This is a genomic window from Altererythrobacter sp. GH1-8 (assembly GCF_043702085.1).
Classification (GTDB): Bacteria; Pseudomonadota; Alphaproteobacteria; order Sphingomonadales; family Sphingomonadaceae; genus Erythrobacter.
Map to the genome: position 1 here is coordinate 133172 of NZ_CP171690.1, position 21346 is coordinate 154517.

The 21346-nt window shown below is 60.2% G+C and carries 19 protein-coding genes, 1 tRNA gene and 1 riboswitch; of the genes, 6 read left to right on the forward strand and 14 right to left on the reverse strand.

The window, feature by feature from the left end; translation table 11 throughout:
- Positions 1-32: 32 nt before the first annotated feature.
- Entirely contained in the window at positions 33-1580 is a 1548-nt protein-coding gene (locus ACG9DO_RS00675; RefSeq protein ID WP_394729673.1) for an acyl-CoA carboxylase subunit beta, read from the forward strand.
- A gap of 19 nt (positions 1581-1599) precedes the next feature.
- Here the strand turns inward: ACG9DO_RS00675 and ACG9DO_RS00680 are convergent, their stop codons facing one another.
- Positions 1600-2868 carry a multidrug effflux MFS transporter gene (locus ACG9DO_RS00680; protein ID WP_394729675.1) on the reverse strand — a complete coding sequence of 423 codons (1269 nt, stop codon included), beginning with the start codon at positions 2866-2868 and terminating at the stop codon, positions 1600-1602.
- Between the two features lie 116 nt (positions 2869-2984).
- Here ACG9DO_RS00680 and dinB point away from each other — a divergent pair, with 116 nt between their 5' ends.
- Entirely contained in the window at positions 2985-4127 is a 1143-nt protein-coding gene (gene dinB, locus ACG9DO_RS00685; protein ID WP_394729677.1) for a DNA polymerase IV, read from the forward strand.
- 52 nt (positions 4128-4179) lie between these two features.
- On the opposite strand, the gene ACG9DO_RS00690 is transcribed toward dinB, so the two are convergent.
- The 7 genes from ACG9DO_RS00690 to ACG9DO_RS00720 form a co-directional block, all read right to left on the reverse strand.
- Complete coding sequence (locus ACG9DO_RS00690) at positions 4180-4659, reverse strand: NUDIX hydrolase (protein ID WP_394729679.1); 480 nt, start codon at positions 4657-4659, stop codon at positions 4180-4182.
- On the reverse strand, positions 4647-5270 hold the full coding sequence (locus tag ACG9DO_RS00695) for a 6-phosphogluconolactonase (RefSeq protein WP_394729681.1): 624 nt from the start codon (positions 5268-5270) through the stop codon (positions 4647-4649). Before ACG9DO_RS00695 ends, ACG9DO_RS00690 begins: the two co-directional genes overlap by 13 nt.
- Positions 5271-5353: 83 nt before the next feature.
- On the reverse strand, positions 5354-5815 hold the full coding sequence (locus ACG9DO_RS00700; RefSeq protein ID WP_394729683.1) for a Dps family protein: 462 nt from the start codon (positions 5813-5815) through the stop codon (positions 5354-5356).
- Between the two features lie 93 nt (positions 5816-5908).
- Positions 5909-6478: a hypothetical protein gene (locus ACG9DO_RS00705; RefSeq protein WP_394729685.1), complete on the reverse strand. Its 570-nt coding sequence runs from the start codon at positions 6476-6478 to the stop codon at positions 5909-5911.
- Between the two features lie 27 nt (positions 6479-6505).
- Positions 6506-7837: an alkaline phosphatase PhoX gene (locus ACG9DO_RS00710; RefSeq protein WP_394729686.1), complete on the reverse strand. Its 1332-nt coding sequence runs from the start codon at positions 7835-7837 to the stop codon at positions 6506-6508.
- Between the two features lie 129 nt (positions 7838-7966).
- Positions 7967-8845, reverse strand: coding sequence for an alpha/beta fold hydrolase (locus ACG9DO_RS00715; protein ID WP_394729688.1), 879 nt, complete (start codon positions 8843-8845; stop codon positions 7967-7969).
- Between the two features lie 14 nt (positions 8846-8859).
- Positions 8860-11187, reverse strand: coding sequence for a TonB-dependent receptor (locus ACG9DO_RS00720; RefSeq protein ID WP_394729690.1), 2328 nt, complete (start codon positions 11185-11187; stop codon positions 8860-8862).
- 181 nt (positions 11188-11368) lie between these two features.
- On the opposite strand from ACG9DO_RS00720, the gene ACG9DO_RS00725 reads away from it, so the two are divergent.
- Positions 11369-11932, forward strand: a complete 564-nt coding sequence (locus ACG9DO_RS00725; RefSeq protein WP_394729692.1) for a TetR/AcrR family transcriptional regulator — start codon at positions 11369-11371, stop codon at positions 11930-11932.
- Positions 11933-11961: 29 nt separating this feature from the next.
- On the opposite strand, the gene ACG9DO_RS00730 is transcribed toward ACG9DO_RS00725, so the two are convergent.
- Positions 11962-12035: transfer RNA gene (locus ACG9DO_RS00730), tRNA-Gly, on the reverse strand.
- A 198-nt stretch (positions 12036-12233) separates the two neighbouring features.
- Here ACG9DO_RS00730 and ACG9DO_RS00735 point away from each other — a divergent pair.
- On the forward strand, positions 12234-13244 hold the full coding sequence (locus ACG9DO_RS00735) for a substrate-binding domain-containing protein (protein ID WP_394729694.1): 1011 nt from the start codon (positions 12234-12236) through the stop codon (positions 13242-13244).
- Positions 13245-13271: 27 nt separating this feature from the next.
- On the opposite strand, the gene ACG9DO_RS00740 is transcribed toward ACG9DO_RS00735, so the two are convergent.
- Complete coding sequence (locus tag ACG9DO_RS00740) at positions 13272-14084, reverse strand: hypothetical protein (RefSeq protein ID WP_394729696.1); 813 nt, start codon at positions 14082-14084, stop codon at positions 13272-13274.
- Between ACG9DO_RS00740 and ACG9DO_RS00745 the strand changes: the two genes are divergently transcribed.
- Positions 14083-14883: an NTP transferase domain-containing protein gene (locus ACG9DO_RS00745; protein ID WP_394729698.1), complete on the forward strand. Its 801-nt coding sequence runs from the start codon at positions 14083-14085 to the stop codon at positions 14881-14883. The two genes, ACG9DO_RS00740 and ACG9DO_RS00745, sit on opposite strands and share 2 nt — an antisense overlap.
- 38 nt (positions 14884-14921) lie before the next feature.
- The gene (locus ACG9DO_RS00750; protein ID WP_394729700.1) at positions 14922-16223 is read left to right on the forward strand and encodes a lipopolysaccharide biosynthesis protein; all 1302 of its coding nucleotides are present in this window, start codon (positions 14922-14924) and stop codon (positions 16221-16223) included.
- Here ACG9DO_RS00750 and gcvPB read toward each other — a convergent pair.
- From gcvPB to gcvT, 4 genes are all read right to left on the reverse strand, one after another.
- On the reverse strand, positions 16220-17803 hold the full coding sequence (gene gcvPB, locus ACG9DO_RS00755) for an aminomethyl-transferring glycine dehydrogenase subunit GcvPB (protein WP_394729702.1): 1584 nt from the start codon (positions 17801-17803) through the stop codon (positions 16220-16222). The genes ACG9DO_RS00750 and gcvPB overlap by 4 nt on opposite strands.
- Positions 17800-19161 carry an aminomethyl-transferring glycine dehydrogenase subunit GcvPA gene (gene gcvPA / locus ACG9DO_RS00760; RefSeq protein ID WP_394729704.1) on the reverse strand — a complete coding sequence of 454 codons (1362 nt, stop codon included), beginning with the start codon at positions 19159-19161 and terminating at the stop codon, positions 17800-17802. The genes gcvPB and gcvPA overlap by 4 nt, the downstream gene beginning before the upstream one ends.
- A gap of 426 nt (positions 19162-19587) precedes the next feature.
- Positions 19588-19959 carry a glycine cleavage system protein GcvH gene (gcvH, locus tag ACG9DO_RS00765; RefSeq protein ID WP_394729706.1) on the reverse strand — a complete coding sequence of 124 codons (372 nt, stop codon included), beginning with the start codon at positions 19957-19959 and terminating at the stop codon, positions 19588-19590.
- Positions 19960-19963: 4 nt separating this feature from the next.
- Positions 19964-21082 (reverse strand): glycine cleavage system aminomethyltransferase GcvT, encoded by a 1119-nt coding sequence (gene gcvT, locus ACG9DO_RS00770; protein ID WP_394729708.1) that lies wholly within the window; start codon positions 21080-21082, stop codon positions 19964-19966.
- A 160-nt stretch (positions 21083-21242) separates the two neighbouring features.
- Positions 21243-21346, reverse strand: a riboswitch (glycine riboswitch).

Genomic DNA, 21346 nt, shown 5'->3' on the forward strand with positions numbered 1-21346 from the left:
GGGGTTAGGGGTGGGCCTGAGAGGGAGGATTGATGACCTGGGCCAAAGAACTCGAAGAACTGCGCCGCCGTGAGGAACTCGCGGAGGAAATGGGCGGATCGGAAAAACTCGCCAAACAACATGGCCGGGGCAAGATGGACGCCCGCGCGCGGCTTGCGGCGCTCACCGATGACGGCTCTTTCCGCGAAATCGGCAAGATTGCCGGCAAGGGTCATTACGACGCAAACGGCGATCTCACCGGCGTGCGCCCTGCCCCGTTCCTGTTCGGTAAGGCGGACATCAATGGCCGCCCGGTGGTCGCGACCGCAGACGATTTCACCATTCGCGGCGGCGCGGGCGATGCAGGCATCCACCGCAAGATGGTCCAGGCCGAGAAGATGGCGCATGAACTGAAATTGCCGCTGATCCGCATGATCGACGGCACGGGCGGCGGCGGCAGCGTCAAGATGCTCGAGCAGATCGGCGCGACTTATATCCCTGCCGTCCCTGGCTGGTCCGACGTGGTGAAGAACCTCGAGACTGTGCCGGTGGTGGCGCTGGCGCTTGGTCCCACAGCCGGGCTGGGCGCAGCGCGCGTTGTCGCCAGCCATTATTCGATCATGGTGCGCGGGTTGTCGCAGATCTTCGCGGCCGGGCCCGCCGTGGTCGATGGGCTTGGAGAAGCCTATCGCGATGGCTCGACCAGCCACGAGGAAGCGAAGGAAAAGCTCGGCGGCAGCGACATTCACACGCGCAACGGCGTGGTGGATGATGAAGTGGCGAGCGAGGCTGAAGCCTTCGCCCGCGCGCGGCATTTCCTCAGCTTCATGCCAGAGCATGTCGGCCAGCTGGCGCGCAGATCCAACTGCACCGACCCCGTCCACCGCAAGGAAGACGCGCTGCTTAGCCTCGTCCCGCGCGATCCCAAGCAGGTCTATTCGATGCGCCGCTGCATGGAGATGGTGTTCGATTCCGGAACCGTGTTCGAGATCGGCCGCATGTGGGGCCGGGCCGCGATCACCGCGCTCGCCCGCCTCGATGGCTGGCCGGTCGCGGTCCTCGCCAGCGACCCGAGTTTCCTCGGCGGATCATGGGATGCCAAGACGGCTGAGAAAGTCGAGCGGTTCGTCAAGCTGGCGGACCAGTTCCGCTTGCCGATCGTCCATCTGGTCGACAACCCTGGCTTCATGATCGGGCGCGAGGCGGAGATAGCTGGCACAATCCGTTATGGCGTGCAGGCGATGAACGCGATCTACAAGGCCAGCGTGCCGCTTGGCTGCATCGTGCTGCGCCGCGCATACGGGATTGCCGGCAGCGCGATGAGCAATGCGGAGACCTTCCAGTACCGCTATTGCTGGCCTTCGGGTGATTGGGGAAGCTTGCCCATAGCGGGCGGGCTGGAGGTCGCCTACAAGTCGGAGCTTGAAGCCTCCGAAGATCCCGAAGCCGAACTCGCCGCGATCCGCGAACGGCTGTACAAGGTCACTTCCCCCTTCCGCTCAGCCGAGCGCTTCAATGTCGAGGACATCATCGACCCGCGCGATACGCGGCCTTTGCTGTGCGAATTTGCGGAACTGGCGTGGCGTAGGCTTTTGTCTTAATGATCCGGGCCACCCGCGCCTACCCGCCGCTCCTGAAAACGTCATGCAATTCCATGTAACGCCGCGCCTGGCTTGGGCGGCGGAACAGCTTGCCGCGCTCGCTATAAAGCACCATGGCGATTGCACATGCAGCGCATGCCATCATCGCAAGGCTCAGCGGCAATGCGGTCCCGTCATAAGCTTGCCCAATGGCTGCACCCAGCAACGCACCCGTCACCATCCGCACGCTTGTCTGACCGGAGCTTGCCGCGCCGGCGATATGCTGGAACGGCTGCATCGCGATCGAGCTGAAGTTTGCGCCGACAAAGCCAAGCACGGTCATATTGAGCCCCAGCAGTATGACGAATTCCCACAAGCTCTGCTCGCCATCGTAAGCCGAAATGACCATCAGCGTGCTGAAGAACAGGAAACCGATGACGGCCGCATGGCTCACCCGGCGAGCGCCGAATTTCTCGACGATGCGCGAATTGGTGAAGCTCGCCACCACCATGCCAAGGATCGAGGCCCCGAAAATGAGCGCGAAGTAATCGCCCGCACCGAAGCTTTCTGCAATCAGCTGCTGACTTGAATTGAGGAAGCCGAACAGCGAGCCGAACACCAGCGCTGCACCGATGACATAGCCGATAGACTCGCGCTTCATCAAAGATTCGCCCATGTTCCTGAGAATCGTACGCGGCGCGATGTCCTGTACATTCTCGGCAGACAATGACTCTGGCAGGCGGAACCATACCCAGATGCCGACCAGCAGACCCATAAGGGCCATTGAGTCGAAGATTGCGCGCCAGCCCAAAAGCATCAGGATCACTTGTCCAAGAGCAGGCGCGAAAATCGGCACGGCCAGGAAGATCATGATGATCAGGCTCATCATCCGCGCCATGCGGTCGCCGCCAACCTTGTCGCGCACGATCGCGGTCGGCACCACGCTGAGGCCTGCACAGGCGATCCCCTGCACCAGCCGGATTACAAGCAAGGTCGTGAAATCGGTGACCAGCGAACAGGCGACCGACAGGATCGAATAGCTGGCAAGACCGAAGAACAGCACCGGTCTGCGCCCGAAACGGTCGGCAAACGCTCCCGGAAAGAACGCCCCAATACCCGATCCAAGGAAATATGCGACGATCACCAGCTGACGTTCATTGCCCGGCGCGTCTAGCTCATCGCCCATCACACCCAGCGCAGGCAGCATCGCGTCGATACCGAATGCCTGAAGGCTCATCATCGAAGCCATCAGTACTATCAGTTCGCGCGGACCCAGTTCGGGCCTGGATTTGACGGTGGCTGTACTCATTCCCTTTTCCTTGGGCGCTCGATCCGGATTTGGAAAGCGCCTTTTCGCAAGACTGCGAAGAGCGTTTGATGACGCGAGAGGTTCCCTCGCGGCGTGCGGAATACTAGTTTGACCGCATGGCGAACGGTGAGCTTGAAGGCGAAGAGGCCCCTGACGACTCTGCTGATGAGGCGGGGACGGGCCTGCGCAAGATCATCCATATCGACATGGACGCCTTTTTCGCAAGTGTAGAGCAGCGCGACAATCCCGAATTGCGCGGCAAGCCTGTCGCGGTCGGCGGCTCCGGCGGACGCGGCGTGGTGGCCGCGGCAAGCTACGAAGCGCGCAAGTTCGGGGTGAGGAGCGCGATGCCTTCGGTCACGGCCAAGCGCCTGTGCCCGGACCTCATTTTCGTACGTCACCGGTTTGAAGCCTACAAGGAGGCGAGCCGCACGATCCGCGCGATCTTCCACCATCACACCCCGCATGTCGAACCGCTCAGCCTGGATGAAGCCTATCTCGACGTCACAGAGGACTTGCTCGGGATAGGATCGGCCACTCGCATTGCCGAGCTGATCCGGCAGGAAATCCGCGCCAAGACGAAGCTGACGGCAAGCGCTGGGGTAAGCTACAACAAGTTTCTCGCCAAGATCGCAAGCGATCAGAACAAGCCCGACGGTATATGCGTCATCCGCCCGGGCCAAGGCGCGGATTTTGTCGCTCAACTGCCGGTACGGCGGTTTCACGGGGTCGGTCCCAAGGCCGAAGCGAAGATGCTCAGGCTCGGCATCCAGACAGGTGCGGACCTGGCCGCAAAGGATATCGCCTTCCTGCGCCAGCATTTCGGAAGCTCTGCGGATTATCTTTACCGCGCGGCGCGCGGGATCGACTTGCGACCAGTACGTGCGCAACGGACACGCAAATCGGTCGGCGGCGAGCGGACTTTCAGCGAAGACATTTCATCTGGCCCGGCTCTGCGCGAGACGCTCGACAATATCGTCGACATCGTGTGGGATTCGATCGAGCGGGCGAATGCCAAGGGCCGCACGATCACGCTCAAAATGAAATACACCGACTTCCAGAACGTCACGCGCTCACGCTCGCTCCCGCAGCCTGTCGCCGACAAGCGCGAATTTGCGCGCGTTGCGCATGCGATCCTGGACGACACGCTCCCTCTCGCCATGCCCATCCGGCTGATGGGGCTGACGCTGTCCAATCTGGAACGCGAAGCGGGCGAACAGCCGACTAAGAAAGACACTGCGCAACTTTCGCTGCTCTAGCATCGGGATCTTGGGAGTATCAGGACCATCGGTACTGAATCCTGATTGTCGTTCAATCTGAAAGCTGCAGAGCAGTGCGATAGCTCATCAGAAATTCGTCAACATAGATGCTGCGCCGGTTTGGCAGCTCGTCGATTCCGAACCACCCTGCAGAGAGTATCTCCCGCTCATTGGCGCGCGGGTGTCCTTCAGCAACTGCGCCGTAAATGTGAACGACATTGGTCGCACCATGCAGCAACTTGTGTGTTTGGCCCAGCAGCCGCAGATCACCAACACCGAGGCCGGTTTCCTCTGCCACTTCGCGCGCAGCGGCTGTCACGATGTCTTCGTCCCGATCAATCCCGCCGCCCGGCCATTGCCATAGGCGGTTGCCATAGCATGGTTGCACCAGCAGCACTTCGCCCAACGCATTCCGGGTAATGATTGCACAGCCATGCACAGTCGGGCGGGCAATGCGCCAATATTGCGTGCGCACGGCATGAGCCATGCGATAGCCCAGACGATGCGCGCGTGGAGGGATCAGGTGAAGCATGTCACCTGCTGGCTCGCTGCGCGGAGCAGCCGTGCAATGGGCAAGTCATGCTCACCCGCAAGCGCTGCTTCGAACACGCTGCGCTTTTCGACGGACCCGCCGAGAGTGAAGAGAATGGCATCGCAATTGAGGAGCGCAGGGATAGTGAGCGTGATCCGATCAAAGGGCGCTTCGGGCGGGAGCGGGTCGGGCGTCAACCGGCGAACCAATTGCGGATCCTCTACTTGCGGATCGGTGTTCGGGAAAAGCGACGCGATGTGACCGTCCGCCCCCATGCCAAGCCATGTGACTGCGAAACGCGGCGGGACGCTCCGTTCGCAGAGCGCGCGCACTGTAGCTCCTACAGGTTCGAACAGCGCCCGGATTTTGCCAGTGTTGGAGGCGGAATGGTCCTCTGGCACCACGCGGTCATCGCCCGGCCAGACTTGGATCCGGGCAAAGTCCAACTGGCGGCCGGTGAGTGCCTGCATGATCGGAAACGGGGTCGAGCCACCGGGAACGCTCAGCGCAATCTGGCCCTCTGTTTCACGCAAAGCATCGCTCAGCCGCCTTTCCAGCCAATCGGCGATCCGATCTGTGCCGGCTCCTTCGATGATTGTTGGCTCAGTCATTCTCACCGACATAGCAAAACGGGCGGCCCTCGCCAGTGCGAGAGCGACCGCTTTGCCAACAAAATTTCGTATGCGCTGGCTTCTTACTTAAGCGTCTGGCTGAGGAACCACACGCGCTGTTCAGCCATGTCGGTCCAATCGTCGATCAAGCCGTCGGTCGCATTGTCATTGGCCTGTTCTGCCAGCGGCTTCATGGCTTTGAGACGCTTGACCATCGCGGCATTGTCATCGCGCAGCTCAGCAATCATGGCTTCAGCGCTTAGGTCAGCATCGTCCTGATCCTTGACCTGGGTCTTGCCTGCAACTGAACCAATCGATGTGATCGTATTCGCATCAAGCTTGCGCACACGCTCGCCAATGATGTCGATCTGATCGCGGATCTCTATCGCATGTTCGTCAAACAGCAAATGCAGATCGCGAAAGCGCGGACCTGCCACATGCCAGTGGAAGTTCTTGGTCTTCACAAACAGTGCGAGGTGATCTGCCAACAGGCCGTTCAGTTCTTCAACGAGAGCGGTTTTCGCGTTGTCTCCGGGGGTGGTCATGATCTTTCTCCTTCAGTCTATATCATCCAATTAACGCATCAGAAGAAAGATTGTTTCGCCGGAAAGATAGGATGTTGTGATCGCCTAAGTCGATCAAGGGCTGGAAATGTATCCAGTCCAGGCGATTAAACCGCCGAGCACCAAAAGTGCCGCCGCCACAACAAACCGCAGCCAGCGCCAATTCGCTGTTCGTGAGACACGCTCCGCCAAAGCCCACCCCAGAAGCAGGGACAACGCTGTTGCAAAAGCGCCCCCAGCCAAGGCATGCCAAGGCGATGCGAGTGCCGCCGCGCTGGCAAAGATCACGAGACGCGGAGGATCGATGGCTTGTTTGGCGGTTAAGGCCAGCGCGATTGCTCCAAATGAGCGCGTTGGTTCCCTGGGCAGCTGCGGCGATTTCCCCTGGGCGAGAAGCGCCGCTGCCAATGCGAGGGCAAGCGCTGCGATCATTGCGCGCTCGAAGCCGATAAAACCTGAGCTTAGCCATGCTCCCGCAAACGCAGCAAGAGCGCTTGTGGCAAGGCTCGTGAGCAGGGCGATCAGAACCAATCCAGAGGACCGTCCAAGCTTCGCGCTCAAATGGCCGATCAGCAATTGCGGGCCGCCGCGATGCGCAGCCAGAAAGCTCAGGCCAAAAGCAAGCAGCGAGGCGTCAGTATGCAAGTCTGAGTCTCGCAATCGCTTAACGGGTCAAGCCCAAGGGCCTCGTATCGCAAATGTCTTGGTCGGTGAATAGGCGTTGACGAACAGGTACTGGCCATCGGGCGAGAAACACGCACCGGCCAGTTCGGTCTGAATGTTCAATCGCCCGAAGACATAGGGCTTGCCCTCGGGAGTGATGCCGATCAGGCGATTGTCGACCAAATCTGCATATTCATCCTCGCACACGATAAGGTCGCCGTTTGGAGCGATGGTTAGGTTGTCGCCGTAGTAAAACTGTTCCTTGCTTTCGCTTTCGAAGAATAGTTCGAGTCGGTCTACGCCGCCATCGCGACCCGGCAAGAGCCTGAATATCTGACCGCACTTTGCCGTTCCACCGCCAGTACAGCAGAAATAAATCTCGCTATCGCCCATATGGATGCCTTCACCGCGAAAAAATAGGCTGGCGCCCTTCGCAGCACCGCGCTGACGAAGATCATCTGCTGGGGACTCGACATTGTCCATGTCGATCCAGCGCGTCCAATGGATGACACCGGCCTCGACAACCGGTTGGTTCTGATTGCGCGTATCGGGAACTGCCTCGACAGCCAGCGCTTGCAGCCTGCCGCCCTGGGCGAGCTGGCCGGGTACATCGGGAATGAAACGATAGAAGAGCCCATCCTCACGGTCTTCTGTGAGATAAACGATCCCGGTTGCGGGATCGACGCACGCCGCTTCGTGCTCGAAACGCCCCATCGCTTTAAGCGGCACTGCCGGGACCGGGCCGGTCGCGCTCGCTGGCACCTCGAATACCCAGCCGTGACCGTCACGAATTTTCCGGCGGAAGCGCCCAGGCTCTTCACAAGTCAACCAGCTTCCCCATGGTGTAACCCCTCCGGCACAATTCTCCCACGTCCCAGCAAGGCTGCGGAACTGTCTTTCGACAGCAAGGGTTTCTGCGTCGAGTATGATGGTGGTCGTACCGCCAGGTAGAAAACCGCCGCCTTCACCACGCAAAAAGCCCTGTTCGGCATAAACTTCTGGGCCATGCTCAGCGCGCAACTCATGATTCCGCACCAGCGCAATCTTCCCGTTGCCCAAATCGAAACTGCCCATCCCGTCTCCGCGATCTGGCACCAGCTCACCGTCATCCATCGCATCGCCCAGGCATGAGATGATCCGATAGGAAAAGCCTTCCGGCAGGTCGAGAATGCCAGCCGGATCGCTCTTTAACGAACCGTAGAGGTCGGCGGTTGCGGCAGACGTCGCGCTGCTCCGTTCCGTGAGTTTCGGCGTACGCACCGTGCAGCCGCTTGCAACAAGTGCGGCAAAGGCCGAGCCAGTGGCTCCCATGAAACGGCGGCGATTGAAAGCAACTGACATCAAGCACTCCGAATGATCTTGTCAGCAGCGTTGTTTGCGACATCGAGATGAATATATGATGACAGCAGACGAACCAAGGTCGCGCCAGCTCTTTGAAGCGAAATCCGGTTGCGGTTCGCAGTGGCCGCCTTAGCGCGAGAGAAACGCCCGGATAGCGTTGACCGCAATTGGCTCATCGAGGATAGGCGCATGCCCGCGATCCGGCACTTCGACATAGGCGAGGTCGCCCCCTCGCCTGGTCGCCATCTCGGAAACCGTGGATGCTGTGAGGATGTCGCTGTTTACGCCGCGAATGGCAAGGATCGGAATGGCCGAGAGAGCTTCCCACAAGGCCCACAGGTCTGGCGGAACAGTGGTGGTGTCGTCCCTCGCCATACCTGCCGAGATCGCGGGATCATAGGCGAACACCACGCGCCCGTCGGGCAATTCGCGGCAAGTGCGCCTGGCAAAGGCCATCCAGTCGTCGCTCGTGAAGCCGGTCATTGCGCTTCGGTTGATCGCTGCGCAGCGATCCGCCGCTTCTTCCCAGTTGTTCATCGGCTCGGCTGGACCAACATAGCTGCGAATTCGGTCGAGCCCTTCTTCCGAGACTTCAGGGCCAACATCATTGAGCACGATCCCGGCGATCCGCTCCGGCTGTTGCGCGCCCATGACCATCGCCATCAGCCCGCCCATCGACGTACCGATGCACACGACTTGTTCAATTCCCAAGACGTCAAGCAGCGCCCACATGTCCGCGGCATAGACATCGGGCCGGTAGTTGGCGGGATCGGGATCGTATTGCGAGCGCCCGCGCCCCCGCTGGTCCGGCACGATCATCCGCCGTTTGCCAACCCCGAGCAGTTCGATCAGCGGCTCGAAATCGGCCGAATTGCGCGTGAGACCGTGCATCAACAGCAAAGGGGCTGCGCCGCCGCCTGCATCGGCCGGATAATCGCGCGCGAACAGGTCAAGCCGCCCGTCCGCGCTGCGATAGTTGTATTCGCGCCAGGGTTGCGTGTGAGGCACTATGCCTCTCCTGATCAGAAGCGGATTTCACCTGTCACGAAGATCCTGCGCGGATCGCCGTAAAAGCCGGTGATGTTGTTCTCGATCCCGAGCGAGGTGTTGAACTCGAAATCGTAACCGGCCACGACATACCGCTTGTCCAACAGGTTCTTGCCGTGCACGCCAATCGAGAACCGGTCACTGTCATCGGTGTAGACAATGCTGGCGTTCACAAGCGCAAAGCCGTCCTGATCGATGAAGGGCGTCGGAAACTCAAACTGCTGCGAGTCGCTTTGAAGCGCGACATTGCCGAGGATGTCGACCATCCCGCTTGCCACGGGCAGACCAAGATTTGCCCCGAAATTGACAGTGAACTCAGGGGTGTTCTGGATGCTCGCCACATCAGACGCGTCTTGACCGCCGATAATGTATTCATCGAAGCTTGCATCGAGATAACCAACGGCGAGATTGACGCCGAAACGGCTGCCAGGTCCGGCAAAGTCGCGCCCGACGAGCGCCCGTGCCTCGATCTCAAGGCCATTGATTGATGCGCTGCCAGCATTGTCCGTAATCCCTGCGAAGGTATCGGCAATGCCATCATCGTTCGTATCCACGCCGATCGAGCCAGGCACCTGATAGTCCTTGTAGTCGCTCTTGAAGGCAGCGACGCTGAGGCTCAACGCATCCTCAAGCAGCGAGGCCTTCCAGCCCAGTTCGAAGCTGTCGACGATCTCCGGATCGAAGCTCATATACTCGAAGATTTCGTCGGCTGAAACTGACCCGCTCCCGTCCGCGTCGGGGGCCTGGCTGGTCTGGCCGCGCGGATCAAAGCCGCCGCCCTTGAAGCCGCGCGAATAGCTGAAATAGAGATTATGATCCTCGTTCGGCTTATAACTGATCGAGGCGCGCGGCGTGAATTCCTTGAAGGTTTCGCTACCAAGGAAATCAGATGTAATCGCAATGGGGATTGCCCCAGTGGCAAACAGGTCCGAGAACCCGCCGATGAAGGTCGTGCGCAAGACGCGGCTGGTCCGCTTGTCATTGGTATAACGACCGCCGAGCGAGATGCTGAACTGGTCCGTGATATCGTAAGTGAAGTCTCCGAAGATCGACCAGGTTTCGGTATCGACATCGCCCAGCGTCTGGGCGTTAAGACCAGGCAGGCTGATGAGGTCGCCGGTTACGAACAGCGCCGCGTCAAAGGCGGTGAAGGCATTGGCATCGAGATAATAGAAGCCAAGCACGCCCGACAGGCTGTCACTTTCATAAAGCAGCTGGAATTCCTGGCTCAGCTGATCATTTTCGTAGATCGCGGGAACATCCAGGTCAGCGACAGGAAGACTGTCAAAATCGATCGGGGTGGTTGTCTTGTCCTCGCGGTAACCTGTGATCGACTTGAGCGTAATCGTATCGCTGACTTCGAGCGCGATGTTGAGCGATCCGCCATAGGCTTCGACTTCCTGCTCGACGACATTGAGCCCCGCCCGTGTGTCGTAGACGCTGTCAAGCACCGGCGCTGCCGTAAGCACGCCCGGCAAGAAGCGGTGACCTTGTCTCGGATCGCTGTTGTCCTTTACATAGTCGCCCGCGAGGCGGACGAAGAGCGGACCGTTGTCGAACTCGATTGTGCCGCGCGCAGCCCACACGTCCTTGTTGTAGTTTTCGACTCCGTCGAGATTGAGGTTGTCGCCGAAGCCGCCGCGCGACAGCCGCGCACCGCTTGCGCCGATCCGCAAGCTGTCGCTGATCGGGGTCGAAGCTGTGACGAGAAGATCGGCCTGGTCATAAGAGCCATAGGTTCCGCGTATCTTGACCTGCGTTTCGTCGGGCAAACGCGCTGTGACATATTTGATAGCGCCGCCAATGGTGTTGCGGCCATAAAGCGTGCCTTGCGGGCCGCGCAGCACTTCGATCCGCTCGACATCATAAACGTCGAGCACGGCTGCCTGCGGCCGGTTGAGATAGACATCATCGACATAGAGCCCAACGCCTGCTTCGAACCCTGCAACCGGGTCTTGCTGGCCGACACCGCGAATGAATGCGGTCAGTGTAGTGTTGGTCCCGCGGCTGACCTCCAGGTTGAGATTGGGCACTTCCTGCGCAATTTCAGTGAGTTCCAGCGTGCCTGACCGCTGCAACTGCTCAGCAGAAAGCGCTGTGACGGCGATCGGAACATCGAGCGCACGTTCCTCGCGGCGGCGTGCAGTCACCACAATGACGTTGCCGTTGTCAGCGGAGGTCGCCTCTTCAGCCGAAGTGCCGTCCTGCGCCATGACTGCCGCAGGGGCGAGCGAGGCGGCCAAGGCAAAGCCTGCCCCACCGGTCAGAAACCGCACTGCCGAGCGCTGTGAAAGATGAGCCAAGAATCCTCTCCTTACATGTCTATTGACGCCCCAATATTGAAAGTTGAACCACCTTTCAAGTTTATTCTTGCGTGCGCCCCTGCGACTTTGGTAATAAACTCCTCAGCAAGGGGAGTGCGTAATCGACCATCCGACACCAGTTCTGGACAAGACTCCGCGCACAGAACGCGGCCGCAGGACCTTGCGCAAATTGCTGGATGCAGCGGCGATTGAATTCGGGGAGAAGGGTTTTCACGCGGCATCGATCAGCTCGATTACGCGCCGGGCTCAAGTCGCGTTAGGCTCGTTCTACACATACTTTGACAGCAAGGACGCATTGTTCCAGGCGCTCGTTCAGGACATGAGCGCGCAGGTGAAATCGCAAGCTGCCGCTGCAGTGAGCGAACTGAAGGCGCGGCACGATCCTGATGCGCTCGACATCGAGGAAGCGGCGCTTGCTAGCTTTCTGGCCTTCGCCAGCGAACACAAGGAAATCTACCGCATCATCGACGAGTCGGAGTTTGTCGATCCGGCCGCATACCGAACGCATTACGAAGGCACGGCCGCGCGCATACTGGAGCGTTTGCAGGCCGGTGCCGCAAAGGGTGAACTGCGCGAAGATATCGAGGAGGCGCATGCCTGGGCGCTGATGGGAATGAACGTGTTTCTCGGCCTGCGCTATGCGGTTTGGGCGGAAGGAGGCGATGAGAGGAACGTTGCGCGCATGGCCCGGTCCATCCTCGAGCGAGGACTCGCAAGGCGCTGATTCGGACTGAGCCACCGCTCATGATCAAATGGAGCGGGTGAAGGGAATCGAACCCTCGTCGTCAGCTTGGGAAGCTGCTGCTCTACCATTGAGCTACACCCGCAAAACATTGCAGATATTCGGCGCGCAAGCCTTTGCCTGATCCGGCAAATCCGGTCAATTGACTTCGCGCACGATCCTGCATGGCGCCACCTGCTTGTGCGAATTGCCAGTGCATTCGATTGCGTTGTCTGCTCGCCTTTGGCACTAGGAATTTGCAAGCGCGATGGGAGCTCGCGCAAACAGTGGGAAGCAAAGCCAGATGCGCAAGAGCACGGCATGGGATGTCGCTGAGAAGGCCGGTGTCAGCCAGTCAACCGTCAGCCGGGTGTTCACCGGATCAGCGCGCATCAGCGCGGCAACACGCGACCGCGTCATGGAAGCGGCCAGAGCTTTGGACTACTTGCCTGACAAGCGCGCTTCACGACTTCGCAGCGGACAGACAAGCGTTCTCGCCGTGGTCGTCGTAACCCGTCCTGACGACAGCGCGCGTGAAGTCAATCCATTTGCTTACGCTCTCCTCGGCAGCATCTGCAAAGCAGCATCGCGCCGCGGCTATGAGACGCTGGTGGCCTTCCAGGCCAGCGAAGACGAATTCTACGGTCGCTATGTCGAGCAGCGCGATGCTGATGCAATGGTTGTAATCGGCACGACGCAGAACCGCCCGGCGTGGGACTATTTCCGGCCTATTCTGCAAGATGAAGAACACGCGATTTGCTGGGGCCTCCCATTCGAGGAAGCACATTCGGTTCGCTCGGACAATCGCGCCGGCGGTCGCCTCGCAGCGGAGCATCTCTGGGCGCAAGGCTATCGCAAGCCCGTGTTCCTTGGGCCAATCGAGAGCGAACAACGCCAGTTCCACGAACGCTTTGAAGGCTTCAGCGAGGCGCTTCGGGAACTCGGCGGGGAAGCTATCGTGATGCGCGAAGCATCAAGCACAGACCGGTTTGAGCAAGGCCGTGAAGCCATCAGGCGACTAGCCCAAGCAGGCACGGAATATGACTCGATCTTCGCAGGCTGCGACTTTACCGCGCTGGGTGCACTCGAAGCGCTCCATGCGATGGGTGTCCGCGTGCCCGAGGATGCCGGGATCGTCGGCTATGACGGGATTGACGCCACCGCCCATGCGAGCCCGCCACTCACAACGATCAAACCTGATCTGGAGAAAGCGGGTGAGCAATTGGTCGCTCATGTGCTGGATCAGGAAGAAGTGGAACCCAATGCGCTTGCTCCAGTGGAACTGATTGCGCGGGCCAGCACTGAGCGGGCCTGATAAAATGCGGGGCGGGAGCATCCCGGATCAATCGCGGCGAATCTCCGCGATGATTTCAGCAAGCCACTCGCGTGGCGCTTTTCTCTGACCAATATCGGCAACGAATTCCTGGCCATTCCCAACTCGGTAGAGCCTTCCTTCCGGCCAATTCTCGTCCCGGTCGGGGAAATAGGTAATCTCGCCCCGGCGCAGCCAAGGCGGCCTTGCCCACATTGCCGCCACTTCGCCTTCGGCGGTCAGCCGCAGTCTGTCAGTTGCACGCGATGCCTTCCGGCCCTCGCCCAAATAAAGGGTGTCGTTCTTGCCGTGCATGCCAATTGCATGAGGATGGTTCAAATCGAGGAACATCTGCCGGACCCTTTCATCGGCTCCGGCCAGAGGCACGATTTCTTCGATCAACAGATAACCGAAAATGCGGTGGTGCCTGCCCATCTCCTTGCCATCAAACAGCCCAAAGAAGAGGAACACATCGCCAGCCCGCACCCGCTGGTTTGCCAGATGGCTTTGCGATGAACCTACCTGACCGAGAATTGCGGTGCCATTGTCGAGAAACATCGGGTCGTGATGGCAGTAGTCAGCCGGGCCCAATTTCCCTCGACTGGCCCGCGCCGCATATTCGCCAAGCCCGAGATCGTCATAGGTGGTGTTTGACAGCCCTTTGGAGTCGGGAATGGGCAGACTGACGGGCCGATTGTCCACAATGGGGGACGCACCGCCGCCAGCTGTGCTGTCAAATCCCTTGCGAGAGAAGATAATCCGCATGGCAACGCCTGCTGCACGGCCGATATGCACATGACAAGACTTTGCCTTACCGGATTTCGGGACTATTGGACCTGACATGGATGGGAAAGTCACCGCTTTAATCATGGCCGGCAAGCGTTCCGGCGTTCACGATCCCCTGGCTCAGCGCGCCGGCGTTTCGCAGAAATGCGTCGTTCCGGTGTACGGCGTGCCAATGATTGAGCGTGTCATTCGCGAGGTCGCCGAATGCGAGAAAATAGGTGCAATCCATGTTGTCGCCCACGACCATAAAGAAATCGCCGCACAGCCGACCGTCGCGCGCCTGATCGCTGAAGGCCGCCTCCAATTCCGCGAAGGCAAGTTCAACATCGTCGACAGCGTGTTTTCAGGGGCGGAGGGTGCAAGCTTCCCGCTGATGATCACCACCGCCGACAATTGCCTCGTAACGTCCGATGGATATGCCGAATTCATCGACAAGGCGATTGCGGCAGAAGCCGGCGCCGCTGCAGCGCTCGCGCGCAAACAGGATGTGCAGGCGGCCGACCCGCAAGGGCAGGCCAAGTTCTACGAATTCACAGATGGCGGCTATTCCAACTGCAACACCTACTGGATTGGCTCGAAGGAAGCCTTGTCCGCGGCAGAAATCATGCGCGAGGGCGGGCAATTCGTGAAATTCCCGAAGCGTATAGCCAAGGCGTTCGGCTGGATGAACCTGATCCGGTTCTACATGGGCTGGGGCACGAAAGAGATGATCTTCCAGCAAGTCTCTCGCAGGTTCGGCTTCAAAATGGTACCGATCGTCATGTCGAAGGGTGAATATGCCATCGATGTCGACAACGAGCGGACCTTTGAAGTGACCGAGCGCCTGCTCGCCAAGCGTGAGGCCGCAGCAGGCTAAGGTCCGCTTGAATCAGCGCGCGTCATGAAACGGCCCAAATGAAAAGGTTGTGGCAAAATATCGGCTGGCTCCTGACGGGGCGCGGTTTCAACGCGGTGATGAGCCTGGTATATCTGGCGCTTGCCACGCGCACCCTTGGGCTCGAAGGGTTTGGCTATTTCGCGATCATCGTGGCGCTCGGACAGGCTGTCACGGGACTTGCGAATTTCCAGACCTGGCAGTTTGTCGTGCGATGGGGCGCGAATGGAGACGGGCCGGCTCCTGCGACCGGGTTTGCCATCGCGCTGGACATGTTAAGCGTATTTGTCGGGACAATTGCGGCGGCGATCCTCGTTTGGACTGCGCCCCTTTGGCTACCTCTGCCGCAAGACCTGCTCTGGCTGACCTTCGGCTATTGCGTCGTTTCCCTCCTCTCGATCCGGACAACGCCGATAGGTCTCTTGCGGCTACATTTTGAATTCAAGAAGGCGACCGCTGCCGAGGCAGTGCAGCCTTTGATCCGGGCCGTGGGGGCCGTTCTGGCATGGCAATTCATGCCGACCGTTACCGGCTTTATCCTTGCCTGGGCTGCATCAGAGGTCTGCGTCGCGATTGCGCTGTGGTGGGTCGCAGCAAGGCATGAGAAGATCGACCTCTCCCATATCAGCTTGCGCACGATCCCGCGCAAACACCGCGATGCATGGCGCTTTGTGATGTCGACCAATCTGACCGGCAGCCTCAATATCGCGGCAAAGCAGGTCATGATTCTGCTGGTCGGATCACTGGGCGGGGAAGAGCTGGCAGGCGGCTTCCGCGTGGCAAGCCAGCTGGGACAAGCGCTGGTCCAGCTTGCGCAAACCGTTTCCAAGGCGATCTATCCTGAATTAGTCCATGCCAAGGAGGAGGCCATGCTGATGGCCCGCCGAATGGCCAATATCGCGTTGATCGGAGGGGTACTCGCGGTTCTCGTCGCGATCTTTGGTGGGCGCTGGGGGCTGGAAATTATTGCCGGTGATGAATTCTCCGGCTTCTACTGGGCGATGGTGATCCTCGCAATTGCAGGCGCTGTGGAGCTGGTCGGCGCAAGCCTGGAATCCTTGCTCGTAAGTGCTGGCAAGGCGCACACCGCCTTCATCGTGCGCGCCGTGCCGACACTGCTGGCGCTGGTCCTGCTCGATACCGCTATCGACTGGAACGGCGCCAAGGGTGCAGCCTTCGCCGTCCTCGGTTCAAGCTCGCTTGCAGTGATCGGTTTCTACGTCGCGATCATCAACATGCAGCAGATCCGCATCACCGTCTCTCCCGACGAGCCACTGCCAGAAACACCGCCAGAAACACCGCCGAAAGCGAAGCAGAACTAACTCGCTTCGCCCTCTGCTTCTTCCCACGTAAGCCTGGGTTTGCGAGCCGCGAGTGTCTCATCCAGCCTGCGGCGCGGCGCGTAATAGGGTGCTTGCTTCATGCTTTGATCACCTGCCCTTGCGCGTTCTGCCACATGGCGCAGCGCGGCAATGAACTGATCGAGCGAAGCCTTGCTTTCCGTCTCGGTCGGCTCGACCAGCATCGCTCCATGCACCACCAGCGGGAAGTACATCGTCATCGGATGGTAGCCTTCGTCGATCAACGCTTTTGCAAGATCGAGCGTCGAAAGATCACCGCCGAAGCCCTTGTCGCCGAACAGCGCTTCATGCATGCACGGGCCGCTCGCCGCAAACGGCGCTTCGAGCAAGTCCTCGAGACTGCGTAGGATGTAATTGGCGTTAAGCACCGCGTCTTCTGCGACCTGCTTGAGACCATCCGCTCCGTGGCTGAGGATATAGGTCAGCGCACGTGTGAACATCCCCATCTGCCCGTGGAACGCGGTCATCCGGCCAAAAGCCTGCATATGCTCGAATTCACCTGCATTCTCTTCCTCAACCAGGTGGACGACACCATCTTCCGTTCGCGCGGTGAACGGCAGCGGGCCGAACGGAGCGAGCGCCTCTGACAGGACGACCGGGCCAGAGCCGGGGCCGCCGCCGCCGTGCGGGGTGGAGAAGGTCTTGTGCAGGTTGATGTGCATCGCATCGACGCCGAGATCGCCGGGGCGCACCTTGCCGACAATCGCGTTGAAGTTCGCGCCATCGCAATAAACGAAGCCGCCCGCCGCATGGACCACGTCGGAAATCGCTTTCATGTCGCGCTCGAACAGCCCGCAGGTGTTGGGATTGGTGATCATCACCGCCGCGACGTCCGGACCGAGGCGCGCCTTGAGCGCTGCCAGATCAACCCGTCCGTCGGCATTGGCGGGAATGTCCTCGACCCGATATCCGGCAAAGGCCGCGGTGGCCGGATTGGTCCCATGCGCGCTTTCCGGGACAAGCACGACCTCGCGCGCATCGCCGCGCGCTTCGAGCGCTGCACGGATGCACAGGATCCCGCAGAGTTCGCCATGCGCACCCGCCTTGGGGCTCATCGCGACGCCGTGCATGCCGGTCAGCTCGATCAACCAATGCGCCAGCTCGTTGATAACCTCGAGCGCACCGCGCACGGTTGAAACCGGCTGCAAGGGATGCACATCGGCAAAGCCGGGCATCCTCGCGACTTTCTCATTGAGCCGCGGATTGTGCTTCATCGTGCAGCTGCCGAGCGGGAATAGTCCCAGGTCGATCGCGTAGTTCTGGCGGCTAAGGCGGGTGTAATGCCGCACAGTTTCCGGCTCGGTCAGGCCAACCAAGCCGATTGGCTCAGTCCGCGCGAAGCCGCCTAGGCGGTTGGATGCGCCCTCTGGCACTTCAGGCAGGTCGACGCCGGTCACATCGGCATGGCCGCGCTCAAACAGCAGCGGCTCTTCCAGCATCAGCGCCCGGTTGCCGGTGACGGTGGCCGGGCCGCTGTGCAGGCCGTCCTCGTCGGCAGGCGTCATTTCAGGCTTCCAGCCGGAGGTGTTGGGCGCGTTCATGAGCAGGCCTCCTCAAGCACGATGGCAAGGGCTTCGATATCATCCTCGCTTGTCGTTTCCGTGACAGCGATGAGCAGACCGTCGGCCAGATCTTCATTGCCAGGATAAAGCCGCCCGAGTGAAACGCCCGCAAGGACGCCCTTGTCCGCAAGCGCGCGGACCACCGCGCGCGCATCCCTTCCGAGCCGAACGGTGAACTCGTTGAAGAAGCTGTTGTTGAGCACAGACACGCCCGGCACCTCCGCCAGACGATCTGCTGCAAGGCAGGCGAGACGGTGGTTCTCAGCTGCAAGCTGGCGCAGACCCTTCTCGCCAAGCAAGGTCATGTGGACAGAGAATGCGAGCGCACACAGCCCACTATTGGTGCAGATGTTGGAGGTCGCTTTCTCGCGCCGGATATGCTGCTCGCGGGTGGAGAGCGTCAGGACGAAGCCGCGCTTGCCCTCCGCATCCACCGTCTCGCCGCACAGCCGTCCTGGCATCTGGCGGACGTGCTTGGGATCGCGCACCGCGAAAAGGCCCAGATAAGGGCCACCAAACTGGAGCCCGACGCCCAGCGCCTGCCCTTCGCCCACGACGATGTCGGCGCCGAGGTCGCCCGGTGCCTGGATCGCGCCAAGCGCCACCGGCTCAGTGTTGACCGCGATCAGCAACGCGCCCTTGGCGTGCGCAGCGTCAGCCACTTCCTGCAAATTGCCGATCCGCCCGAGGATGTCGGGGTATTGCACCACGACGCAGGCGGTCTCATCATCGATCCGCGCAATCAGCCCGGCATTGTCCGGCTCAGCCTGAATCGCAGGCTTGGCATCGGCAATCGTATCGCCCGTGAACTTGGCCATGGTCTTGACGACTTCAGTGTAATGCGGGTGCAGCGCGCCGGAGAGCACCGCTTTCTTGCGCCGCGTCACGCGGGTCGCCATCGCCACCGCTTCCCAGCACGCGGTCGAGCCATCATAAAGCGACGCATTCGCCACCGCGCAGCCATAAAGCCGCGCGACCTGCGTCTGAAACTCGAACAGCATCTGGAGCGTGCCTTGCGCGATCTCAGGCTGATACGGCGTATAGGCTGTCAGAAACTCCCCGCGCTGGATGATGTGATCGACACTCGCCGGAATGTGATGGCGATAGGCCCCTGCGCCGAGGAAGAACGGCGCGTCTGCCGCTGCAAGGTTCTTCTTCGAGAGCTGCCGCATATGCTTTTCGACGGCCATTTCGCTCGCGTGGAGCGGCAAGCCGTGGATCGGCCCGTTGAGGCGCGCCTCTTCCGGCACATCGACGAAAAGATCGTCGATTGAGCTTGCGCCAATCACACTCAGCATCTCGCCGCGATCAGCATCGGTCAGGGGTAGGTAACGCATATTCTAATACTTGCCTTTATTCTTTGCTATTTGCTGGCCCAAGCAACGAAGGTTCGCTCAACGTTGAGCCTCGGTCAGCACAAAGCGAAATCACGTCATCATTAGGATCGAAGTCGAAGCAGCGCCCTGTGAATGTTGCCCGGATACGCACACGCTGCCCCGCAAAGTGAGCGGCCTTACGATCAAATGCGGGAGCACGTCCGATTGAAATCCAATTACTACTCGCACCCCAAACATCAGGCTCGTCTGCAATCGCACAACTCAGCGGCGCACAAGGCCCAACGTATCCAACCAACGTAACTTCTTGACCGACCAAGTCTTGAGCCACTTCACGAAACTCAGCCACAGTCATCGCATTTCCGTGGTCTATAGGAGTGGCACAACTTGCCAAAGCAATCGTGGAGCCGATCAAGAGCCGCAGACGCATCACAGCCCGTCCACAAACGCCTTGTAAGCCTTGTCGTCCATCAGATCGTCGAGCTCGGACTTGTCGCCCACAGTCATGCGGAAGAACCAGCCATCCTCTTCAGGGGAGGTGTTCACCAGCGCGGGGTCTTCTTCCAGGTCTTCGTTGGTTTCGAGCACCTTGCCTGAGATCGGGGCGTAAACATCACTCGCCGCCTTGACGCTCTCGACCACAGCCGCGTCGTCGCCCTGCTCAACCGTCTGCCCCACCCGCGGCAGTTCGACAAAGACAATGTCGCCGAGCTGTTCCTGCGCATAGTCAGTGATCCCGACTGTAGCGGTATCGCCTTCGACGTCGATCCATTCATGTTCATCGGTGAAGTAACGCGGCATCAAATCAGCTCCCTCGATAATAGCGGTGTGGGACAAATGGCATGGGTGAAACAGTTGCAGCGAGACGCTTGCCCCGCACTTCGCATTCCAGCTGAGTGCCGTTAGCTGCATGCGCGACATCGACATAGGCCATCGCGATCGGGTGGCCGAGTGTCGGCGAGAAACCGCCTGACGTAACGCGGCCGACTTTCGTGTCGCCAACGTAGACATCCGCCCCTTCGCGTGCTGGCATCCGGCCGTCGAGCTTCAAACCAATGCGGCGTTGGGTCCCGCCATCGGCGAGCCTCGCCACAACAGCTGCGTGTCCGAAGTAGCCGCCTTCCTCGCGGCGCTTCTTGGAGAGGGCAAAGGCTAGGTCTGCGCTGACCGGATCGATATTCTCGTCAAGGTCATGCCCATAGAGCGGCAAGCCCGCCTCCAGCCTTAGCGAGTCCCGCGCGCCCAGCCCTGCAGGCTTAACGCGTTCATCGGCGACCAATGCATCCGCGAGCGCTTCGACCTTGCGTTCGTGCACGGAGATTTCGAAGCCATCCTCGCCGGTGTAACCCGCGCGGCTGACCCACACCGGCATCCCGTCAAACTCGAACAGGCCAGCGGTCATGAAGGTGAGCGCGCCTGTGCCAGGCATCAGCGCTTCCAGCACTTCGCCCGCTTTCGGCCCTTGCAGCGCAAGCAGCGCAAAGTCGTCAAAATGCGTAAGCGTGATCTCGTCGGGCAAATGCTCGCGCAGATGGGCGATGTCGTCCCACTTGCAAGCGCCATTGACGACCAGCGCCATATGCGGGCCAGTGTTGGTCACGATCAGGTCGTCGATGATCCCGCCTGCTTCGGTGAGCAGCAGCGAATAGCGCATCTTGCCCGGCTTCAAGCTGGAGATCGCGCCGGGCAGAAGCTTTTCCAGCTCATGCGCGGCATTCTCGCCCTTCAGAGCCAGCTGGCCCATGTGTGACACATCGAACAGGCTGGCGCTTTCCCGTGTCCAGTTGTGCTCAGCCACGATCCCTTCATATTGGATCGGCATTTCGTAACCGGCAAAGGGAACCATGCGAGCGCCCCGTGCGCGATGCCACGCGTCCAGGGGCAGCTGGCCCAATTCTTCGATTTCCGGTGTGTCGTCGCTCAAATCATCAATTCCCGAACAGGTGCCCAACGCACCCCGAAGGTACGCTGTTCCACACCCCCTCTGTCGGGTGACCTGAGAGCTTGGTCGACAGGGAACAATCCCAGCCGACTTACCCCTTCGGTGGCCAAGGCATCGCTGCCCTCGCGCTTTCCAGAGTACCGATCGCGTCGCGGTCCCTTGTACCTGAGAGATTCCGGGGCGGTTGCTCCTTCGGTGCCGCCTTGCTTCGAGCGAAACATGGCGAGCTCTCCCGCTAACGCGTCC